Here is a 19,216-nt window from a genome sequence, read left to right on the forward strand (position 1 = left end):
CGTCACATTTCCGTGTTCGCCGGTTTGGCCGGCCGGTGATAAGCCGCACAGGACCTACGTCACATACTAAAGGGGATAGTGAGTGGAAATAGACGGATAAAAGGGACTTTTGCTCCTGAATGCGGCGCAGGTAAAACGCGTCGTCAGAGGCGGTGTCCGCCCTGCGAGAGATCTGTCAAGAAGTGCCCGATTTTGCCAGCACTTACTATCTGACGCCGTAGATAGGCCCTTTGAGCGCTTCCGGGGTGTTCGGTTACCAAGGGATGGCCGCTGCGGCGAACGTCTGTGTTGGACGTCTGTGCGCCGGGTGGCCGACTGTCCCCGAGCTCACGAGGTCCCCATGTTCCGACGCTTCACGTCCCGCTCCGCCCGTCCGTCCTCGCACCGCAACCGCGTGGCCGTCCTGGCTGCCGGCATCGGCGCCACGGCCGTACTGGGGACCGGGGTCGCGAGCGCCGCCACCGCGTCCGCCGCCTCCTGGGTCGACCCGGTGAAGAAGTACACGCTCTCCGCCAGCTTCGCGCAGGCCGGCAGCCACTGGGTCGCCAAGCACAGCGGCCAGGACTTCGCCGTCCCGACCGGCACCGAGGTCGTCGCCGCGCACGGCGGCACCGTCGTCAAGGCCGGCTCCAACGGCGCCGGCGACGGTCCGGCGTACGGCAACGCCGTCGTCGTCAAGCACGGCAACGGCACGTACTCGCAGTACGCGCACCTGTCGCGGATCGATGTCAAGATCGGCCAGATCGTCAAGACCGGCCAGCACATCGCCCTGTCCGGCTCCACCGGCAACTCCACGGGCCCCCACCTGCACTTCGAGATCCGTACGACCCCGAACTACGGCTCCGCCGTCGACCCGGTCGCGTTCCTGCGCGCCAAGGGCGTGACCGTCTGATCTAGTCCCGCTCGCGGGTGTGCTCGTGCGCCTGCCTGACCAGGTCCAGGGCGACTTCGAGAACGGCCTCGCGCTTCCTCTCGGAGTCGCCTTCCAGGTCCTGCATGAAGAACATCCCGGCGTGCAGCGTGAACAGCGCGCTGACCGAGCGCACCTGGTCCACCAGCTCCGCCTCCGGATCGATGAGGATGTCCCGCAGGCCGCGCATCCGGTCCTTGAAGGTGTCGCCGATGCGCAACTCCCGTACCGTCGCCTGGTTCTCCTGCATGAAGCGGAAGAGCGGTTCCGCGCCCGCGAGCGCCTCGCTGTAGCGGCGGACGATCTCCTGCCTCGTCTCCAGGGTCTGCGGCTGCTGCCTGCCCCACTCGATCAGGTCCTCGATCGGCTTCGTCAGGTCCTCGAAGAGGCTGACGATGATCTCTTCCTTCGTCTTGAAGTGGTAGTACAGGGCTGCCTTGGTGACGTCGAGATGCTCGGCGATCTCCCGCAGGGAGGTCTTCTCGTAGCCCTGCTCCGCGAAGAGTTCGAGTGCCACGTCCTGGATGCGCTGGCGGGTGTTGCCGCGGCGCTGCTGCTTGGTGCCGTCCATGGTGACGCCCATCCTCGTACTCCTCGCGCTCCCGCGGAAACTTACTTGACGCCCGGCTAGTTGCGCGTCTACCTTCCCAGTGTAGTGATAACTAGCCGGGCGGCAAGTAAGTAGCCGCCGCAGGGGGAAACGGGAAGACGATGGCGGACAGGGTCGAAAACCTCATAGAGGGCAAACAGCCCAAAAGCGTGCGGGTGGTGCTGCTCGCGCTCATGATCGCGATGATGCTCGCGATGCTCGACAACATGATCGTCGGCACGGCGATGCCCACCATCGTGGGCGAACTGGGCGGCTTGGAGCACCTCTCCTGGGTCGTCACCGGCTACACCCTGGCCACCGCGGCCTCCACCCCGATCTGGGGCAAGCTCGGTGACATGTTCGGGCGCAAGGGCGCCTTCCTCAGTTCGATCGTGATCTTCCTGATCGGCTCGGCGCTGAGCGGCATGGCCCAGGACATGGGCCAGCTGATCGGGTTCCGGGCCGTGCAGGGTCTGGGCGCCGGCGGTCTGATGGTCGGCGTCATGGCGATCATCGGTGACCTCGTGCCGCCGCGGGAGCGGGGCAAGTACCAGGGCATGATGGCCGGCGTCATGGCGCTGGCGATGATCGGCGGCCCGCTGGTCGGCGGCACCATCACCGACAACTGGGGCTGGCGCTGGGCCTTCTACATCAACCTGCCGCTCGGCGCGGTCGCGCTCGGGCTGGTCACCGCCGTGCTGCACCTGCCCAAGAAGCGGGCCAAGGCGGGCATCGACTACCTCGGCGTCATCCTGCTGACCGTCGGCATCACCTCCATCGTGCTGGTCACCACCTGGGGCGGCACCGAGTACGCCTGGACATCCGCGCGGATCATGGAGCTGATCGGCATCGGCGTGGCCACGCTGGTCGGGTTCGTCTTCTGGCAGACCAAGGCCGCCGAGCCGGTGCTGCCGCTGCACATCTTCAAGAGCCGCAACTTCACCCTGATGTCGGTCATCGGCTTCATCACCGGCTTCGTGATGTTCGGCGCCACGCTGTTCCTGCCGCTCTACCAGCAGTCGGTGCAGGGCGCCTCCGCGACCAACTCCGGTCTGCTGCTCCTGCCGATGCTCGGCGCGATGCTCGTGACCTCGATGGTCGCCGGGCGGGTCACCACCAACAGCGGCCGCTACAAGGTCTTCCCGATCGCCGGCGGGGTCCTGATGATCGTCGGCCTGTACCTGCTGTCCCTGATGGACACCGGCACCACCCGGCTGACCTCCGGCATCTACATGGCCGTGCTCGGCGCGGGCATGGGCTGCCTGATGCAGATCACCATGCTGGTCGCGCAGAACAGCGTGGAGATGAAGGACATGGGCGTGGCCTCCTCGTCCACCACCCTCTTCCGTACGCTCGGCTCCTCCTTCGGTGTGGCCATCATGGGCGCGCTGTTCAACCACCGGGTCCAGGACGTCATGGCCGAGCGGGCCGGCGCGCTGGGCAAGAACATCACCGAGAAGTCGGCGCAGCTGGACGCGAAGAGCCTGGAGAAGCTGCCGGCGGTGGCGCGCGAGGCGTATCAGCACGCGGTCTCCTCGGGGACCCACTCCGCGTTCCTGCTCGGCGCGGTCATCGCGGTGCCGGTGCTGATCGCGTCGCTGTTCGTCAAGGAGGTGCCGCTGAAGGGCGGGCCGCAGACGACTCCCGCGGACGGCGGTGACGATGTGATGCCGGCGGCTGTGGCCGAGACCGTCTGAGGTTCCCCTGCGTTCGAAGGCCCCGGTGCGTGTCCGCCGCACGGGGCCTTCGGCCTTTTTCCACCCGCCCGCCCGAAGCTCTCGACCGCAAGGCCGGCCCCTGGGCTGTCGGCGCTGATCCCTGCCGGTTCGGCACCGATGTCAGTGCCACCTGCCACCATCGGCCCATGGACAAACTCCGCCGCCTGCGTCTGGCCAAGGACGCCATGGACCGGGACTGGGCCGACCCCGGCCTCGACCTGGACGCGGTGGCGGCCCACGCCGGGTACTCGCGGTATCACTTCCTGCGCGCCTTCAAGGAGGCGTACGGCGAGACGCCCGGCCAGTATCTGACCCACCGGCGCATCGAGCGCGCCGAGGAGATGCTGCGCGGTGCCAACCTCACCGTGACCGAGATCTGCACCCTGGTCGGCTTCAGCAGCCTCGGCACGTTCTCCGCCCGCTTCAAGGCGCGTACCGGCCTCACCCCGAGCGAGTACCGGACCGAGCACGTGGGCCGCGGCGCCGCCCTCATACCCGGCTGCTACGCCATGCTCTGGGCCGGCGGCTTCAACACCGCAACATCGAAGAAGCGCGCCGAGCCCGGCCCTGCCTACGGTGACGAGCAGGACGACAGCCTCGCGACAGGAGAGCGGAGCCATGATCAAGGGCTTGGGCATCAGCACCGTATGGACCACCGACCAGCAGCGGACGAAGGCGTTCTTCACCGAGAAGCTGGGCTTCGAGGTGCGCAGTGATCTGGCCGTGGGCGACATGCGCTGGGTCACCGTCGGCGCCAAGGATCAGCCCGGCGTGGAGCTGGCGCTGATGAGCCTGGACGGCCCCGGCCTGGACCCCGAGTCCGCCGAGGCGCTGAAGAAGCTGGTCGCCAAGGGGGTGCTGGGCGCCGGCGCGTTCCACACGGACGACTGCCGGGGTGACTACGCGACCTTCACGGCCCGCGGAGTGGAGTTCATCCAGGAGCCGAAGGAGCGGCCGTACGGCATCGAGGCGATCTTCCGCGACGACAACGGCAACTGGTACTCGCTGACCGAGCGCAGCGAGGAGCTGGACTTCTCCAAGGACTTCGGGTGAGCGGGGAGGCCGCCGTGCTGCCGGACCACACGGCGGTCCGGGTGGCCCTGTGGCGCGCGCTGCACGTCCAGGCCGATCCGCCGCCGCACGTCATCCAGGACGAGGTCGGGCTGCGGCTCGCGGACCCCGACGCCGGCTGGCGCGCCCGCCCGGACATGGACGAGCGGGACACCCGGCCCGTGCGGGCGTCCATCGCGGCCCGCGCCCGCTTCGTCGAGGACCTCGTCGTGGAGCAGGCCGCGCACGGCGTGGACCAGTACGTCGTCCTCGGCGCCGGGCTGGACACCTTCGCCCAGCGCCGGCCGGAGATCGCCGCGGGCCTGCGGGTGTTCGAGGCGGACCGGCCCGGCCCGCAGGAGTGGAAGCGGCGGCGGCTCACCGAGCTGGGGTACGGCGTCCCCGACTGGCTGCGGCTGGTGCCGGTCGACTTCGAGGGGGACTGGTGGGGACGGCTGCTCGCGGCCGGCCTCGACCCGGGCCGCCCGGCGGTCGTGGCCTGCACCGGCGTCACCATGTACCTCACCCGGGAGGCCATCGCGGCGAGCTTCCGGCGACTGGCGACGCTCGCCCCCGGCTCACTGCTCGCCACCACGTTCCTGCGGCCGGCCGACGACGTCGAGCCCGAGCTGCGGCCCTTCCAACAGGCGGCGGAACGGGGCGCGCGCGCCTCCGGCACGCCGTTCCTCAGCTACTTCACGCCCCCGCAGATGCTGGCCCTGACCCGGGAGTCCGGCTTCCGCGACGCCCGCCACATACCGGCGGAGGAACTCACCCGGCGCTACTTCGCGGACAGGACGGACGGGCTGCGGCCGTCGAGAGCGGAGGAGCTGGTGGTGGCGGTCACCTGAGGGCGCGCCGGCCGCCCTCACGGGCCCGCCGACGCGCTGCTCCGCTACTTGCCCCCGGACAGCGGCAGCATCGGATAGCTGCCCGTGCTCGTCGGGGCGTGCTCCGGGAGCCACAGGACGGCCACCGCGCCCTCCGCGGGAATGTGGGCGGGCGCGCCCGCGGGCCGTACGTTGCGGAAGGTCAGCCGGGCGCCCAGCACGCGCGCCTGGCCGGCCGCGATGGTCAGGCCCAGGCCGTGGCCCTGACCGGCGCGGTCCTTGCTGCCGGTGCGGAAGCGGCTCGGGCCCTCGGCGAGCAGCTCCTCGGGGAAGCCGGGGCCGTGGTCGCGGACCCGGATGACCCGCCCCTCCACGGTGACCTCGATGGGTGGCCGGCCGTGCCGGGCGGCGTTGGCGAGCAGGTTGAACAGCACCCGCTCCAGCCGCCGTGGGTCGGTGGTGACCTCCGACTCGTGCACCACCCGCACGGCGATGTCCGGATCCTTGGCCGCCACCCGGCGCGCGACGAACTCGCCCAGCATGATGTCCTGGAGCTCGGCCCGCTCGGAGGCTCCGTCGAGCCGGGCCACCTCCAGGACGTCCTCGACCAGCGTGCGCATCGCCTTCGCCCGGTCCAGCACCAGTTCCGTGGGCCGGCCGGCCGGCAGCAGTTCGGCGGCCGTCAGCAGGCCCGTCACCGGGGTGCGCAGCTCGTGCGCGATGTCGGCGGTGACCCGCCGCTCGGCCTCCAGGCGCTGCCGCAGCGCGTCCGCCATCGCGTCCACCGCGCGCGCGAGATCGTCGGTCTCGTCCCGTACGACCCCGCCGATGGCCTCCCGCACCCGCACGTCCGTCTCGCCCTTGGCGACCTGGTTCGCGGCGGCCGCCGCCTTGCGCAGCCGGCGGGACAGCTGGCCGCCGATCAGCACGCCCAGCGCGCTGCCGCCGAGCACGACCGCGACCGAGCCGATGACCAGGGCCTGGTCCAGGTCCCTCATCATGTCGGTGCTGCGGTCCGGCATATGGAGGTGCACGGACAGCACATGCCCGTCCTTCATCGGTACGGCCGCCCAGATGTCCGGCACCCCGCCGTGCTCGGAGACGTCACTGGCCCGGCGGCCCTGCTCGACCTTCTCGCGCAGCGCGGCCGGCAGCTCCGGATCGTCGATCTTGATGTAGGGGAAGATCGGCCCCCGGTTCAGCTCGTAGTTGCGCTGGGCCAGCAGAAGCCGGTCGTTGGCCAGTTCGCGCGTGTTGTCCAGCATCGAGACGCGAGCCGCGTTGTGCACCACCAGGCTCAGCACGATCGCCACCAGACCGGCCACCAGCGCGATCGCCGCGCTCAGCTTCCATCTGAGCCCCGTGCGCAGGCCCGCGCGCTCCATGCGCCGGACCGGCTTCCGAAGGATCCCCCGCATACCGCCGCTCCGCTCAGGCCTTCAGCTTGTAACCGAAGCCGCGGACCGTGTCGATCCGGTCCTGGCCGATCTTCTGCCGCAGCCGCTGCACATGCACGTCGACGACCCGGGTATCCCCGCCCCAGCCGTAGTCCCACACGCGCTCCAGCAGCTTGTCGCGGGAGAGCACGGTGCCCGGTGCCGAGGAGAACTCCAGCAGCAGCCGCATCTCGGTCGGGGTGAGCGCCACCGGCCGGCCGGCCCGGCGCACCTCCATGCCGTCGGTGTCGATCTCCAGATCCCCGAAGGCCAGCGTGCCGGTGACGGCGGACGCGGCCTCCTCCGCCTGCGCGGTCCCGCCGGCGTGCCCGAAACGGCGCAGCACCGCACGGATCCGGGCCACCAGCACGGCACCGTCGAACGGCTTCGTCACGTAGTCGTCGGCGCCCGCCTCCAGGCCGAGGACGACGTCGATGGAGTCGGCACGCGCCGACAGCATGATCACCGGCACGGTCGACTCGTCCCGGATCCGGCGGCACAGGCTGACGCCGTCCAGGCCGGGCACCATGACGTCCAACAGCGCGATGTCGGGGCGGTCGGCCCGGAACGCCTCAAGGCCCGACAGGCCGTCGGGCATCGCGGTGACCGCGAAGCCGTCCCGCTCCAGGGCGAGCTGGGTGGCCTCGCGGATGACGTCGTCGTCCTCGACGAACAGGACGTGGGTCTGGTCTGCCATCCCGGTGCTCTCAGTCCTTGTGGGTCGTGTGGGCGATCAGTTGTCCGGCACGGGCGTCGGGGCCCCGCCGGCGGAGTTGCTGTACTCGTTGCGGGTGGGTTTCCCCGGCACGAAGCGGCCCGCCTTCCAGGTGTAGGGGGTCACGGTGTCACCGGAGGGGCTGGCGATCGTGTCGTCCTGCTCGTAGTACTGCCGGGTGACCGACAGGGTGCCCTGGTCGATCTCCGCGTAGACCGGGGACTCCTCGGTCTTGAAGACGTTCTTGAACACGCCGTCCTCGTCCCGGTACACGTACGAGCCGATGCCGACCCAGTCCGCACAGGTCATCACGTTGATGACGACATCGTCCACCGGGGCGCCGGTCAGGTCGCCGTAGGAGACGTCGACCTGGTACTCGTCGCCGTCGCACGGCTTCAGCTCCCGTTTCACCGCCGCCGACACCTGCGGATCGCTCCTGAGCAGTGCGATGGGATCCACCTTCCGGTATCTCCCGGAGGCGCGGGGGGACGGGGAGGCGCCGACGCCCTTCAGCGCCGAGGCGTGCGCCGGGCCCTCGTCCCGGGCGCCCGTGCCCCCGCTGCCGCACGCGGCGACCAAAAGGGCGAGGGCGGCGAGCGCGGCCCCCACCGCGATCACCGCCTGTGTACTCCCTCGGACCCGGTCGGGCCCGGCCTTGGTCAGGCCGCGCAACGCTCCCGCTCCTCACGCTCCAGCGCGCGTGCGTCCAGATCGCGGGCCTCCAGCTCCTCACGGAGCCGGGCGAGCGCCCGGTGCAGCGTGCTCTTGACCGTACCGGCCGACATGCCGAGGGCCGCGGCCGTCTCCTCTGTGGACATCTGCTCCCAGTGTCGCAGCACCACGACACTGCGCTGCTTCGGTGCGAGCACCTTCATGACGTCCATCAGCAGGGCCCGGTCGGCGTGCTGCTCGGTGGAGTCCTCCACGGAGGCGTCCGGCAGCTGCTCGGTGGGCACTTCCTCCAGCTTGCGCGCCCGCCACCACTCGGTCCGCGTGTTGATCATCACCCGGCGCAGATAGGCGTCCGCGAGCCGCTTGTCGGCTATGCCCTCCCAGCGGCCGTACGTCCGGACCAGCGCGGTCTGGAGCAGGTCCTGGGCGTCGACCGGGTCCGGGACCAGCCGGCGGGCACTGCGCAGCAGCGCGTCCTGCCGTGTGCGGACGTACTCCTCGAACTCGAGCACCTCGCCGTGCGCCATGATCAACCGCCTCCGTTCCCCGTTGTTCTTCCGGTGTGTCCGGAAGTCCCGCTGTCCCCGTGTCCCGTGGTCTGCCGGGCACGGAAGAGAAGCTACGGAGTGGTTGTCACGGAGCTGTGCGCACCAGCCTGCGGCTGGCAATCGGCTATCCGTCGGTTGTGTAACGGAAGCCGGAACGGGGTAAGGGGAACGGGCCCTCTGTCCCGTTATGGCGAGATTCGCCTGTCCTGGCCCTTCGTAACGGACGTCCGCCCGCTGTGAACTGGCTGTCCGTCAGCCCAGCGGCAGCCGGTACAGACCGCCCGCCAGCGGCTCCACCAGACCGTCCGCGACCAGCCCGTCCAGTGCGCGGGCCCGCTGCACCGGCTCGTGCCACACCCGGTCCAGCGCCGCCTGCGGCACCGGCCCGTGCGCCTCACGCAGCACGGCCAGCAGCTTGCCGCGCACCTGCCGGTCCGTACCCGCGTACGTCTGCCCGCGGCGCGGCGGCCCCGCGTGCTCCGGCTTGCCCGCGAGCCGCCACGCGCACTGCGCGGCGATCGGGCACCGCCGGCACTCCTCGTTCTTCGCCGTGCAGACCAGCGCGCCCAGCTCCATGGAGGCGGCGGCCCACTGCGCGGCCATCTTCTCGTCCTTCGGCAGCAGCTCCCGGGCGAGGCGCCGCTCGGCGGCCGTGGTCGCGTTCGGCGGATACTGCACGCCCGTCACCGCCCGCGCGAGGACCCGGCGGACATTGGTGTCCAGCACCGCGTGCCGCTGCCCGTACGCGAACGAGGCCACCGCGGCGGCCGTGTACTCACCGATGCCGGGCAGCGCCAGCAGCTGCCCGTGATCCGTCGGTACGTCACCGCCGTGCCGTTCCGTTATGGCGACCGCGGCGCCGTGCAGCCGCAGGGCCCGGCGCGGGTAGCCGAGCCGGCCCCAGGCGCGCACCGCCTCGCCCGGCGCGTCCTTCGCGAGATCGGCGGGCCGCGGCCAGCGGGCCAGCCACTCCTCGTAGACGGGCAGCACCCGGTTCACCGGGGTCTGCTGGAGCATGAACTCGCTGACCATGACGCCCCACGGGCCCGCCTCCGGGCGGCGCCAGGGGAGGTCGCGGGCGTGGGCGTCGAACCAGGCGATCACGGGGGCGTGCAGCTTCTCAGTCATGGCCTTTCCGATCCTGCCATGGGTTGGCGGGCATGACGGGTGATAGCGCGGTCACCCAGCGTGGCGGAACATGAAGAAGCATGGCTGCCGGGGAAGTTGCCGGGATGATGATCCGGAAAAGTTGGCACCGGCGCGGCGGGTGGCGCAAGCAAGCGCGTGGATCTCTCGTACAGTTTGCGCCGTGGGATCTCTGCGCAATCCGGTCGGGCCGCTTCCCTCCACCATCTACTGGCGTCGGAGGGTCGTACTGCTGTCCGTGGTCGCCCTGTTGGCGCTGGTGATCACGTGGATCGTCACCGCCGGCGGCGGGGGTGGCAAGAAGAACGCCGACGGGTCGAACGGCAAGAATCCCACCCACACCATCACGCCGGGGCCGAGCCCGTCCGGCTCCGCGATCAGCCAACGCCCCGGCGGACGCGACGAGTCGGGCGGCGGGGACACCGGCGGGAGCGGCTCCGGCTCCGGCTCCGGCGCGGGCAGCGGCTCGGGGAACGGATCGACCGACGGCTCCAACGGCTCCGGCGACGACTCGGGCGCGGGCTCCGGCGCCGGCGGCGTCGGTACGGGCGACACGCTCCCGGCCTCCTCCAGCCTCCCCAACTGCACCTCGGGCGCAGTGGCGTTGAACCTGCGCAGCGTGCACAACACCTACTCGCCGGACCAGACGCCGACGTTCGAACTCACCGCGAAAAACGGCTCGTCGGGTGACTGCAAGGTCGATCTCGGTCCGAAGAACGCGGTGTTGACGATCACGCCGGCGGACGGCGACGACACGTACTGGTCGTCGGCCGACTGCCCCAAGGGCGCGGAGAGCCTGCTGTTCCGGGTGCCGGCCGGGCACACCATCACCTACACCGTGAAGTGGGACCGAAAGCCGAGCGCTCCGCACTGCGGGACGCCGTCCGGCGGTTCGGCGAAGGCGGGCACCTACCTGCTGGAGGCCAAGGCTCCGGGGTACGGCAAGGTGCAGACGTCGTTCGTGCTGTCGGCGGACTGAGGAGCGGGGCGGCGCGGTTCGTCCTCGGGTGCCGCATGGTGCGCGCAGCTCCCCGGGCCGCTTGAGCCGGCTGGGGCTCGCCCGCCTCAGGCGGCCCGGGGAACTGCGCGACAAGCCACGACGGATCCGCGGCCGCCGGACCGCAACGCGCCCCGGGTCGTGAGGCGCCCGGCCGAACTCAGACGTACCGCTCCAGGATGGAAGACTCCGCCAGCCGCGACAGACCTTCCCGCACGCTCCGCGCCCGGGCCTCGCCCACGCCGTCCACGGTCTGAAGGTCGTCGACACTCGCGGCCAGCAGCTTCTGCAGGCCGCCGAAATGCTCCACCAGCCGGTCGATGATGGCGCCCGGCAGCCGCGGAACCTTCGCCAGCAGGCGGAAGCCCCGCGGGGACACCGCCGAGTCGAGCGTCTCGGGCGAGCCCGTGTAACCCAGCGCCCGCGCCACCGTGCCCATTTCCAGCAGCTCCGCGTGGCTGAGGGCGTCCAGTTCGAAGAGCGCCTCCTCGACCGTGCGGGACCGCTTCGCCGTCGGCTCGGGGACGTAGTCCCGCACGACCAGCTCGCGGTCGGGCTCGACCCCGGCGATCAACTCCTCCAGCTGGAGGGCGAGGAGACGGCCGTCCGTGCCCAGTTCGACCACATACTCGGCGATTTCGGTGGCGATGCGGCGAACCATCTCCAGCCGCTGCGCGACCGCCGAGACGTCCCGGACCGTCACCAGGTCCTCGATCTCCAGGGCGGACAGCGTGCCCGCGACCTCGTCCAGCCGGAGCTTGTACCGCTCCAGCGTGGCCAGCGCCTGGTTCGCACGGGAGAGGATCGCCGCCGAGTCCTCCAGGACCCGGCGCTGACCGTCGACGTACAGGGCGATCAGGCGCATCGACTGGGAGACCGAGACCACCGGGAAGCCGACCTGCTTGCTCACCCGGTCCGCCGTACGGTGCCGGGTGCCCGTCTCCTCCGTGGGGATCGTCGGGTCCGGGACCAGCTGGACGCCCGCGCGCAGGATCTTCGACAGGTCCGAGGACAGCACGATGCCGCCGTCCAGCTTGCACAGCTCCCGCAGCCGGGTGGCGGTGAACTCGACATCCAGGACGAAACCGCCCGTACACATCGCCTCGACCGTCTTGTCGGAGCCGAGGACGATGAGCCCGCCGGTGTTGCCGCGCAGGACCCGCTCCAGGCCGTCACGCAGGGGCGTGCCCGGAGCCACGGCGCTCAGTGAGGCGCGCATCAGGCCATCGGTACCGGCACTCCCACCGGACTTTCCGGGAGCTGCTGCCCGGTCGTTGGCTGCCACTGCACTCCTCCGGTCGCAGGTTCTGACGCGCTCCCGTTCCGGCACGCGGTTCGTACGGACGGGCGAGACCTGGGCAAAGTCTACCGGCGGTCCTCCGCCTCCCGTGGGGCCTCTCGGCGACGGGAGCGCGGCAGGACCCGGAGGGCGTCCCCCATGTCGGCGACTTCCAGGACCTTCATGCCGGCCGGCACCTTGCCCGGATCGGTCGGTACGAGGGCGTGCGTGAAGCCGAGCCGGTGCGCCTCGGCGAGCCTGCGCTGCACGCCCGTGACCCGTCTGACCTCGCCCGCGAGTCCCACCTCGCCGATGGCCACCAGGTTCTTCGGCAGCGGGGTGTCGCTGGCGGCGGAGGCGAGGGCGAGCGCGATGGCGAGGTCGGCGGCCGGCTCCGAGAGCTTCACGCCACCGACCGTCGCCGAGTAGATGTCCCGCTTGCCGAGCGCGCTGATCCGGCCGCGCTGCTCCAGCACGGCCAGCATCATCGACACCCGTGAGGTCTCCAGGCCGGACGTCGTACGGCGGGGGGAGGGGATCTGGGAGTCGACGGTCAGCGCCTGCACCTCGGCCACCAGCGGGCGGCGGCCCTCCAGGGTGACGGTCAGGCAGGTGCCCGGGACCGGTTCGGCGCGGCGGGTCAGGAACAGGCCGCTGGGGTCGGCGAGGCCCGTGATGCCCTCGTCGTGCAGCTCGAAGCAGCCGACCTCGTCCGTCGCTCCGTAGCGGTTCTTCACGCCGCGCACCAGGCGCAGGCGTGCGTGCCGGTCGCCCTCGAAGTGCAGAACGACGTCCACCAGGTGCTCCAGCAGCCGGGGCCCGGCGATGGCGCCGTCCTTGGTGACATGGCCCACCAGCAGCGTGGACATACCGCGCTCCTTGGAGGCGCGGATCAGGGCGCCGGCGACCTCCCTGACCTGGGCCATACCGCCGGGCGCGCCCTCGATTTCCGGGGAGGCCACCGTCTGCACCGAGTCGAGGATCAGCAGGGACGGCTTGACCTCGTCCAAGTGGCCGAGGACGGCGGACAGGTCGGTCTCGGCCGCCAGATACAGATGGTCGTCGAGGGCGCCGATGCGGTCGGCGCGCAGCCGCACCTGGCTCGCCGACTCCTCGCCGGTGACATAGAGGGTGCGGTGCTCGCTGCTGGCGGACTTGGCGGCCACGTCCAGCAGCAGGGTGGACTTGCCGACGCCGGGCTCGCCCGCGAGCAGGACGACCGCGCCCGGCACCAGGCCGCCGCCGAGCACCCGGTCCAGCTCGGGCACGCCGGTCGGGCGGGCGGTGGCCTGCCGGCCGTCGACCTGACCGATGGGCAGCGCGGAGCTGCTCACACGGCCCGGCGCCGTCGTCCGGACCGCTGGCGCGCCGTACTCCTCGACCGTGCCCCAGGCCTGGCACTCGGGGCAGCGGCCGAGCCACTTGGCCGTCTGCCAGCCGCACTCGGTGCAGCGGTAGGACGGGCGGTCCTTGGTGGTCTTGGTACGGGCAGCCATGCGGAAACCGTAGCCCGCGGCACTGACAACGGGGGCGGGGGCCGGGCACGAGGGGCCGGGAGCCGCGTGCCGGGAGCGCGGGGGCCGCGTACGAGTGGCTCGGTCTCGGCCACCATTCAGCGGGATCCGGCCGCGGAAGAAAGGGTTCCTGTCCCCTTATGAGGGATCGTTTCACCCGTACGGATTAAAAGTGCTCAAGGTTCGTGAAGCGGCACTCCACAGCCGCCTACGGTCGCACGGGTGACGAGCAGCAGTCCGGAGACCACCACCCGCACGGCCGGAGCGCATCGGGCGCACCGCGATGCGCGTGAGGTGCGTGAAGCACGCCGCGAGGCCCGTGAGGCACGAGAGGCGCGCGACCGCGCCGCCGCCCGCACCCTCGCCCAGCGCCCGCCGGCGCGCTACGAGCCGTACCTGGACGGCCTGTTCACCTACTGCCTGTCGGTCCTGTGCGACCACGACGCGGCCACCGCCGCCCTCGGCGACGTCCTCGCCCTGGCCGAGCGGCGCGGCCAGCGGGTCCCGGAGGCCGCCGGCGACCGCAGGGCCTGGCTGTACGCGCTGGCCCGCTGGGCGTGCCTGCGGAAGCTGGCCGAGGCCAAGCAGAAACGTCAGGCCACGCACGCGGCGGGCCGCTCCGGCGCCGGCAGAGCGGCCGGCAGAGCGGCCGGAGACGGACCCGGCAAAGGACCGGGGACCGGACCGGGGAAAGACTCCGCGACGCGACCCGGCAGCGGCGGCGGGGCCGAGGTGCCCGCACCGCCCCTCGTCCCGGAGGCCGAGGAGCAGCGGCGCCGCGAACTCGCCCTGCTGGCCTGGCCGGAGGCGGCCGGCACCACCCCCGAGCAGCGCGAGGCCCTGGAGCTCGCCGTCCGCCACCACCTCGCCGCCCACGAGGTCGCCGCCGTCCTCGGCATGGAACCCGCCGCCGCGCGCGAGCTGCTCGCGTCCGCCGCGTGCGAGGTCGAGCGCACCCGTGCGGCCCTCGCCGTGGTCGAGACCGGCGGCTGCCCGAGCGTGGCCCACCTCACCGGCGACAGCCGGCTGGTCCTCAGTACGGCCCTGCGCCGCGAGCTGGTCCGGCACGTCGACGACTGCCCGCGCTGCCGCCGCACCGCCGCCCGCGCGGTCCCCGGCCGCTGGCCCGGGGCCACGGTCACCCCCGCCGAGCTGCCCGTCCTGGAGGCCCCGCGCGCGGCCCTCCATGTGGCCCTCGCGCATCATCCACGCGCGCGGGGCACGGCCGTACCACGCTTCGACCGGCGCGGCTTCCCGATGGACCCCAAGGACCGGGCCGCCCGCCGCGACCGTCTCCGCGCGCGTGCCGTCACGACGACGGTCGTCGCCACGGTCGTCGCCGCGCCGGTGATCGCCCTCTGGGCCGCCTACCGGGGCGGGCCGGCCGGGGACGACGACGGCCGCTCCGCTACCGCGCGCGAGGCGCAGGGCCCCGACGCGCTGGGCAGCGACACGGCCGGTGGCTACCAGAACGCGGGCAACGCGAGCGTGAAGCCGGGCGCCCGCACCGGCAAGGACGGCAAGGCGGACGTCTCCGTGGAAGTCGTCAGCGTCGGCGGAGGGGACCGTCAGGGCGCCGGGCGGCTGGCGGTCAGCGCCGCCAACGACGGCGACACGACCCTGATCACCCTGACGGCCTCCGGTGATGCAGCGGTCCGCTGGTCGGCGTCCACGGCGGCCGCGTGGCTCTACTTCAGCCGGTCCGGGGGAACCCTTGAGCCCGGCCAGACGCTTACGATCAAGGTGTACGTCGACCACCTGCGCGAGCCGTCCGGCCGGTGGCACGCGCGGGTGGCGGTGGCCCCGGCGGGCGCGGTGGTCTCCATCGACGGCTACGGCACGGCCCCCACCCGCCCGGCCCCCCACCCGTCCTCCACACCCCCCACGGCCCCGCCGAGCACACCCCCCACGGCCCCGCCGAGCACCCCGCCCCCTTCGCCCACGGATCCCACGCCCACCTCGACGACCCCACCGTCCTCGGACTCCCCGACGCCGACCCCGACGCCCTCGGACACGGAGACGCCGAGTCCGTCGGGCAGCTAGGGGGTTTCGTTTGGATCAGGTCGGATCAGGCCGCGGCGCATGGTGCGGTGCATCGCAAGGCGGAGGATCACCCGCGTACTGGGCGTACTCGGGTGGTCCGACAACGCGGCGAGGTGCCGTGCCGGGCGTCGCGGACCCGGGCTGATCCAAACGAAACCCCCTAGGCCCTGTCGTCCGGGGCGGGCGCCGGCCCGCTGCCGCTCACGGGCGAGACGGGTGGGTGGAAGCCGCCCGGACGCATGCCGTTGGCCGCTGGGATGCCGGGTGGTGCGGGGCGGCTTCGGGTGACCTCGCGACCGGGCGGGACGGGAGGGCGGGAAAGGGGATGTTCCTTACGGTGCCGGGTCCGCCGGATGCGGGGCCAGCAGGGGCAGCTGCGACGCCAGTCGCTGTTCGCAGAGCTCGACCAGACGGTCGTATCCCGCCTTGCCCATCAGCTCCGTCAGCTCGGCCCGGTAAGAGACGTACACCGGCTCCCCGGCGCCGTGCGCCGACGTCGCCGAGGTGCACCACCAGTGCAGGTCATGACCGCCAGGACCCCAGCCCCGCCGGTCGTACTCCCCGATCGACACCTGGAGCACCCGTGTGTCGTCCGGCCGGTCGATCCAGTCGTACGTCCGCCGGATCGGCAGCTGCCAGCACACGTCCGGCTTGGTCTCCAGCGGCTCCCGCCCCTCCTTCAGCGCCAGGATGTGCAGCGAGCAGCCCGCGCCACCCGCGAACCCCGGCCGGTTCTGGAAGATGCAGGACCCCTGGAAGGGCCGGGTCTGCCGGGAACCCTCGTCGTCCTCGGAGACCCAGCCGCCCCGCGTGCCCTCGTCGTGGTGCTGCCAGATCTCCGGCGTGAGCCGTGCCACATGCCCGGCGACCCGCTTCTCGTCGTCCTCGTCGGAGAAGTGCGCCCCCAGCGTGCAGCACCCGTCGGCCGCCCGGCCCGGCTGAATGCCCTGGCAGCCACTGCCGAAGATGCAGTTCCAGCGAGAGGTCAGCCATGTCAGATCGCAGCGGAAGACCTGCTCGTCGTCCGCCGGATCGGGAAACTCCACCCAGGCGCGTGCGAAGTCGAGTCCCTTCTCGTCGCTCATCTTCGCCTCCTTGGATGTTTTGGCGGACTTACGACCTTTATCCGCCTTGGCTGCCTTGGTCGTCTTGGCTGCCTTGTCGGATTTCGCCTTTTTCGTCTTTGGCACGCGTCCAGGGTAAGTGGCCCAGGACCGCTCCGGGGACCGAGGACGGACGATCTGGCAGTAGCGTTTCCGTTCATGAGACTCGGTGTCCTGGACGTGGGTTCGAACACGGTGCATCTGCTGGTGGTGGACGCCCACCCCGGCGCGCGCCCGCTGCCCGCGCATTCGCACAAGGCCGACCTTCGGCTCGCCCAACTCCTCGACGACAGCGGTGCCATCGGCGACGACGGCATCGACAAGCTGATCGCCGTCGTACGGGACGCGCTCCAGGCCGCCGAGGACAAGGGCGTCGAGGACCTGCTGCCGTTCGCGACCTCGGCCGTCCGCGAGGCCACCAACGCCGACGAGGTTCTCGCGCGCGTGGCCGACGAGACCGGCGTACGCCTCCAGGTCCTCGCCGGCGCGGAGGAGGCCCGGCTCACCTTCCTCGCCGTACGCCGCTGGTTCGGCTGGTCCGCCGGAAAGCTGCTGGTCCTGGACATCGGCGGCGGCTCCCTGGAGATCGCCTTCGGTATAGACGAGGAGCCGGACGCGGCCGTCTCCCTCCCGCTCGGCGCCGGCCGCCTCACCGCCGGCTGGCTGCCCGGCGACCCGCCCGACCCGGAGGACGTCCGCGCCCTGCGCCGGCACGTCCGCGCGCAGATCGCCCGCACGGTCGGCGAATTCAGCCGCTTCGGCGCCCCCGACCACGTGGTCGCCACCTCCAAGACCTTCAAGCAGCTCGCCCGCATCGCCGGCGCCGCCCGCAGCGCCGACGGCCTCTACGTCCAGCGCGAGCTCAAGCGCGAGTCCCTGGAGGCCTGGGTCCCGCGCCTGTCCGCCATGACGGCCGACCAGCGCGCCGAGCTCCCCGGAGTGTCGGAGGGCAGGGCCGGCCAGCTTCTCGCGGGCGCACTGGTCGCCGAGGGCGCGATGGATCTTTTCGGCGTGGAGAGCCTGGAGATATGCCCCTGGGCCCTGAGGGAAGGCGTGATCCTTCGGCGCCTTGATCACATGGTTTCCGCTTAGCGTCCCGCAAGGGGCGCGGGGCTGTATCGCTATGCGGCTCCGCCGGGTGTGCGCGAGGAACGACCACGCACCCGCGCCCGCGCAAATGGCGAAAGTCACAACGGCGAATAGGCACCCAACACCGGCACCACTCCACGCCGTAAGGTGACGGACGTGGCTGAACCAACGGACGTGCGCATCGCGCTGTCGACCGCCTCGGTCTACCCGGAGTCGACAGCGACTGCCTTCGAGATCGCCGCGCGCCTCGGCTACGACGGAGTCGAGGTCATGGTGTGGACCGACCCGGTCAGCCAGGACATCGAGGCGCTGCGCCGCCTGTCGGACTACCACGGCGTCCCGATCCTGGCCGTCCACGCCCCCTGTCTGCTGATCACCCAGCGGGTCTGGTCCACCGATCCCTGGGTGAAGCTCCAGCGGGCCCGGGCGGCGGCGGAGAAGCTGGGCGCCTCCACCGTCGTCGTCCATCCGCCGTTCCGGTGGCAGCGGCAGTACGCCCGGGACTTCGTCGACGGCATCTGGCGGATGGCGAACGAGACGGACGTACGGTTCGCCGTCGAGAACATGTACCCCTGGCGCTACCGCGACCGCGAGATGCTCGCCTACGCCCCCGACTGGGACGTCACCAACGACGACTACCGGCACTTCACGATCGACCTCAGCCACACGGCGACGGCCCGCACCGACGCCCTGGACATGGTCGACCGCATGGGGGACCGGCTCGGGCACGTCCACCTCGCCGACGGCCGGGGCTCGGCCAAGGACGAGCACCTGGTCCCCGGCCGCGGCACCCAGCCCTGCGCCGAACTCCTGGAGCGCCTGGTGAGCACCGGCTTCGACGGCCACGTCGTGATCGAGGTCAACACCCGGCGGGCGATGTCCGGCGCCGAGCGCGAGGCCGACCTCGCCGAGGCCCTGGAGTTCACGCGCAAGCACCTCGCCTCGGCGGTCCGGGTGCCCCGGCCATGACCCAGCCCGCCCCCCGCCGCCGCGGCCGTCCCCCGCGCACCGAGTCCGCCGGCACCCGCGACCGCATCCTCGACGCCGCCCGCGAGGAGTTCTCCGCGCGCGGATACGAGAAGACGTCGGTACGCGGCATCGCCAAGGCCGCCGGCGTGGACTCCGCGCTGGTCCACCACTACTTCGGCACCAAGGAGCAGGTCTTCGAGGCGGCCGTCGAGGTCGCCTTCGCGCCCGCGCTGAACGCGCCGAACGCGCTGGCCGACGGACCCCTGGACGGGGTCGGCGAGCGGCTGACCCGCTTCGTCTTCGGTGTCTGGGACAACCCCACGACCCGCGCGCCCCTCCTCGCGATCCTGCGGTCCGCCGTGAACAACGAGACCGCGGCCGCTGTCTTCCGCCGTCTGGTCGCCGCCCAGCTGCTGCGCCGAATCGCCGCCCAGCTGGACCTGCCGGACGCCGAGCTGCGGGCCGAGCTGGCGGCCGCACAGCTGGTGGGGACGGCGATGATGCGCTACGTGATCAAGCTGGAGCCGCTGGCCTCGGCGGACCTGGAGCAGATCATCGCGCGGGTCGCACCGGTCGTACAGGGGCATCTGACCCGCGCCTGAGCCCTC

General features: G+C 71.7%; 18 protein-coding genes and 1 pseudogene. 10 read left to right on the plus strand and 9 right to left on the minus strand.

Annotation, left to right across the window (positions count from 1 at the left end; translation table 11 throughout):
* Positions 1-340 precede the first annotated feature (340 nt).
* Positions 341-892 (plus strand): M23 family metallopeptidase, encoded by a 552-nt coding sequence (locus ACZ7DL_RS28000; RefSeq protein ID WP_470778175.1) that lies wholly within the window; start codon positions 341-343, stop codon positions 890-892.
* A gap of 1 nt (position 893) precedes the next feature.
* On the opposite strand, the gene ACZ7DL_RS28005 is transcribed toward ACZ7DL_RS28000, so the two are convergent.
* Positions 894-1,493, minus strand: coding sequence for a TetR/AcrR family transcriptional regulator (locus tag ACZ7DL_RS28005; protein ID WP_470778177.1), 600 nt, complete (start codon positions 1,491-1,493; stop codon positions 894-896).
* 128 nt (positions 1,494-1,621) lie between these two features.
* Between ACZ7DL_RS28005 and ACZ7DL_RS28010 the strand changes: the two genes are divergently transcribed.
* From ACZ7DL_RS28010 to ACZ7DL_RS28025, 4 genes and pseudogenes are all read left to right on the plus strand, one after another.
* Entirely contained in the window at positions 1,622-3,196 is a 1,575-nt protein-coding gene (locus tag ACZ7DL_RS28010) for an MDR family MFS transporter (RefSeq protein WP_470778179.1), read from the plus strand.
* Positions 3,197-3,363: 167 nt separating this feature from the next.
* Positions 3,364-3,825, plus strand: a pseudogene (locus tag ACZ7DL_RS28015) (helix-turn-helix transcriptional regulator); the annotation flags it as partial.
* A gap of 10 nt (positions 3,826-3,835) precedes the next feature.
* Positions 3,836-4,270 (plus strand): VOC family protein, encoded by a 435-nt coding sequence (locus ACZ7DL_RS28020; RefSeq protein WP_470778181.1) that lies wholly within the window; start codon positions 3,836-3,838, stop codon positions 4,268-4,270.
* Positions 4,267-5,118, plus strand: coding sequence for a class I SAM-dependent methyltransferase (locus ACZ7DL_RS28025; RefSeq protein WP_470778183.1), 852 nt, complete (start codon positions 4,267-4,269; stop codon positions 5,116-5,118). Before ACZ7DL_RS28020 ends, ACZ7DL_RS28025 begins: the two co-directional genes overlap by 4 nt.
* Positions 5,119-5,162: 44 nt before the next feature.
* On the opposite strand, the gene cseC is transcribed toward ACZ7DL_RS28025, so the two are convergent.
* The 5 genes from cseC to ACZ7DL_RS28050 form a co-directional block, all read right to left on the minus strand.
* Positions 5,163-6,515 carry a two-component system sensor histidine kinase CseC gene (gene cseC, locus ACZ7DL_RS28030; protein ID WP_470778185.1) on the minus strand — a complete coding sequence of 451 codons (1,353 nt, stop codon included), beginning with the start codon at positions 6,513-6,515 and terminating at the stop codon, positions 5,163-5,165.
* A 13-nt stretch (positions 6,516-6,528) separates the two neighbouring features.
* Positions 6,529-7,230 (minus strand): two-component system response regulator CseB, encoded by a 702-nt coding sequence (gene cseB / locus ACZ7DL_RS28035; protein WP_470778187.1) that lies wholly within the window; start codon positions 7,228-7,230, stop codon positions 6,529-6,531.
* A 36-nt stretch (positions 7,231-7,266) separates the two neighbouring features.
* Entirely contained in the window at positions 7,267-7,920 is a 654-nt protein-coding gene (locus ACZ7DL_RS28040) for a hypothetical protein (RefSeq protein WP_470778189.1), read from the minus strand.
* Positions 7,908-8,447, minus strand: a complete 540-nt coding sequence (locus ACZ7DL_RS28045; protein ID WP_470778191.1) for a SigE family RNA polymerase sigma factor — start codon at positions 8,445-8,447, stop codon at positions 7,908-7,910. The genes ACZ7DL_RS28040 and ACZ7DL_RS28045 overlap by 13 nt, the downstream gene beginning before the upstream one ends.
* A 273-nt stretch (positions 8,448-8,720) precedes the next feature.
* Entirely contained in the window at positions 8,721-9,596 is an 876-nt protein-coding gene (locus tag ACZ7DL_RS28050) for an HhH-GPD family protein (protein ID WP_470778193.1), read from the minus strand.
* Between the two features lie 181 nt (positions 9,597-9,777).
* Between ACZ7DL_RS28050 and ACZ7DL_RS28055 the strand changes: the two genes are divergently transcribed.
* Positions 9,778-10,593 carry a hypothetical protein gene (locus tag ACZ7DL_RS28055; RefSeq protein ID WP_470778195.1) on the plus strand — a complete coding sequence of 272 codons (816 nt, stop codon included), beginning with the start codon at positions 9,778-9,780 and terminating at the stop codon, positions 10,591-10,593.
* Between the two features lie 178 nt (positions 10,594-10,771).
* Here ACZ7DL_RS28055 and disA read toward each other — a convergent pair whose 3' ends face one another.
* Both disA and radA read right to left on the minus strand, forming a co-directional pair.
* Complete coding sequence (gene disA, locus ACZ7DL_RS28060) at positions 10,772-11,896, minus strand: DNA integrity scanning diadenylate cyclase DisA (protein WP_470778197.1); 1,125 nt, start codon at positions 11,894-11,896, stop codon at positions 10,772-10,774.
* Between the two features lie 80 nt (positions 11,897-11,976).
* Positions 11,977-13,386, minus strand: coding sequence for a DNA repair protein RadA (radA, locus tag ACZ7DL_RS28065; protein ID WP_470778199.1), 1,410 nt, complete (start codon positions 13,384-13,386; stop codon positions 11,977-11,979).
* 240 nt (positions 13,387-13,626) lie between these two features.
* Here radA and ACZ7DL_RS28070 point away from each other — a divergent pair, with 240 nt between their 5' ends.
* Positions 13,627-15,447 carry a BACON domain-containing protein gene (locus ACZ7DL_RS28070; protein ID WP_470778201.1) on the plus strand — a complete coding sequence of 607 codons (1,821 nt, stop codon included), beginning with the start codon at positions 13,627-13,629 and terminating at the stop codon, positions 15,445-15,447.
* A gap of 332 nt (positions 15,448-15,779) precedes the next feature.
* Here the strand turns inward: ACZ7DL_RS28070 and ACZ7DL_RS28075 are convergent, their stop codons facing one another.
* Positions 15,780-16,637, minus strand: a complete 858-nt coding sequence (locus ACZ7DL_RS28075) for a DUF3109 family protein (protein ID WP_470778203.1) — start codon at positions 16,635-16,637, stop codon at positions 15,780-15,782.
* A 72-nt stretch (positions 16,638-16,709) separates the two neighbouring features.
* Between ACZ7DL_RS28075 and ACZ7DL_RS28080 the strand changes: the two genes are divergently transcribed.
* The 3 genes from ACZ7DL_RS28080 to ACZ7DL_RS28090 all read left to right on the plus strand — a co-directional run bounded on the left by ACZ7DL_RS28080 (position 16,710) and on the right by ACZ7DL_RS28090 (position 19,210).
* The gene (locus ACZ7DL_RS28080; protein ID WP_470778205.1) at positions 16,710-17,642 is read left to right on the plus strand and encodes a Ppx/GppA family phosphatase; all 933 of its coding nucleotides are present in this window, start codon (positions 16,710-16,712) and stop codon (positions 17,640-17,642) included.
* Positions 17,643-17,786: 144 nt separating this feature from the next.
* Entirely contained in the window at positions 17,787-18,608 is an 822-nt protein-coding gene (locus tag ACZ7DL_RS28085) for a sugar phosphate isomerase/epimerase family protein (protein ID WP_470778207.1), read from the plus strand.
* Complete coding sequence (locus tag ACZ7DL_RS28090; RefSeq protein WP_470778209.1) at positions 18,605-19,210, plus strand: TetR/AcrR family transcriptional regulator; 606 nt, start codon at positions 18,605-18,607, stop codon at positions 19,208-19,210. The genes ACZ7DL_RS28085 and ACZ7DL_RS28090 overlap by 4 nt, the downstream gene beginning before the upstream one ends.
* Positions 19,211-19,216 lie beyond the last annotated feature (6 nt).

This window comes from Streptomyces sp. NPDC036984, from assembly GCF_055607665.1.

Coding starts and splice junctions, on each gene's coding strand:
- ACZ7DL_RS28000 (WP_470778175.1), top strand. CDS start 341: ATGTTCCGACGCTTCACGTCCCGCTCCGCCCGTCCGTCCTCGCACCGC.
- ACZ7DL_RS28005 (WP_470778177.1), bottom strand. CDS start 1,493: ATGGGCGTCACCATGGACGGCACCAAGCAGCAGCGCCGCGGCAACACC.
- ACZ7DL_RS28010 (WP_470778179.1), top strand. CDS start 1,622: ATGGCGGACAGGGTCGAAAACCTCATAGAGGGCAAACAGCCCAAAAGC.
- ACZ7DL_RS28020 (WP_470778181.1), top strand. CDS start 3,836: ATGATCAAGGGCTTGGGCATCAGCACCGTATGGACCACCGACCAGCAG.
- cseC (WP_470778185.1), bottom strand. CDS start 6,515: ATGCGGGGGATCCTTCGGAAGCCGGTCCGGCGCATGGAGCGCGCGGGC.
- cseB (WP_470778187.1), bottom strand. CDS start 7,230: ATGGCAGACCAGACCCACGTCCTGTTCGTCGAGGACGACGACGTCATC.
- ACZ7DL_RS28045 (WP_470778191.1), bottom strand. CDS start 8,447: ATGGCGCACGGCGAGGTGCTCGAGTTCGAGGAGTACGTCCGCACACGG.
- ACZ7DL_RS28050 (WP_470778193.1), bottom strand. CDS start 9,596: ATGACTGAGAAGCTGCACGCCCCCGTGATCGCCTGGTTCGACGCCCAC.
- radA (WP_470778199.1), bottom strand. CDS start 13,386: ATGGCTGCCCGTACCAAGACCACCAAGGACCGCCCGTCCTACCGCTGC.
- ACZ7DL_RS28080 (WP_470778205.1), top strand. CDS start 16,710: ATGAGACTCGGTGTCCTGGACGTGGGTTCGAACACGGTGCATCTGCTG.
- ACZ7DL_RS28090 (WP_470778209.1), top strand. CDS start 18,605: ATGACCCAGCCCGCCCCCCGCCGCCGCGGCCGTCCCCCGCGCACCGAG.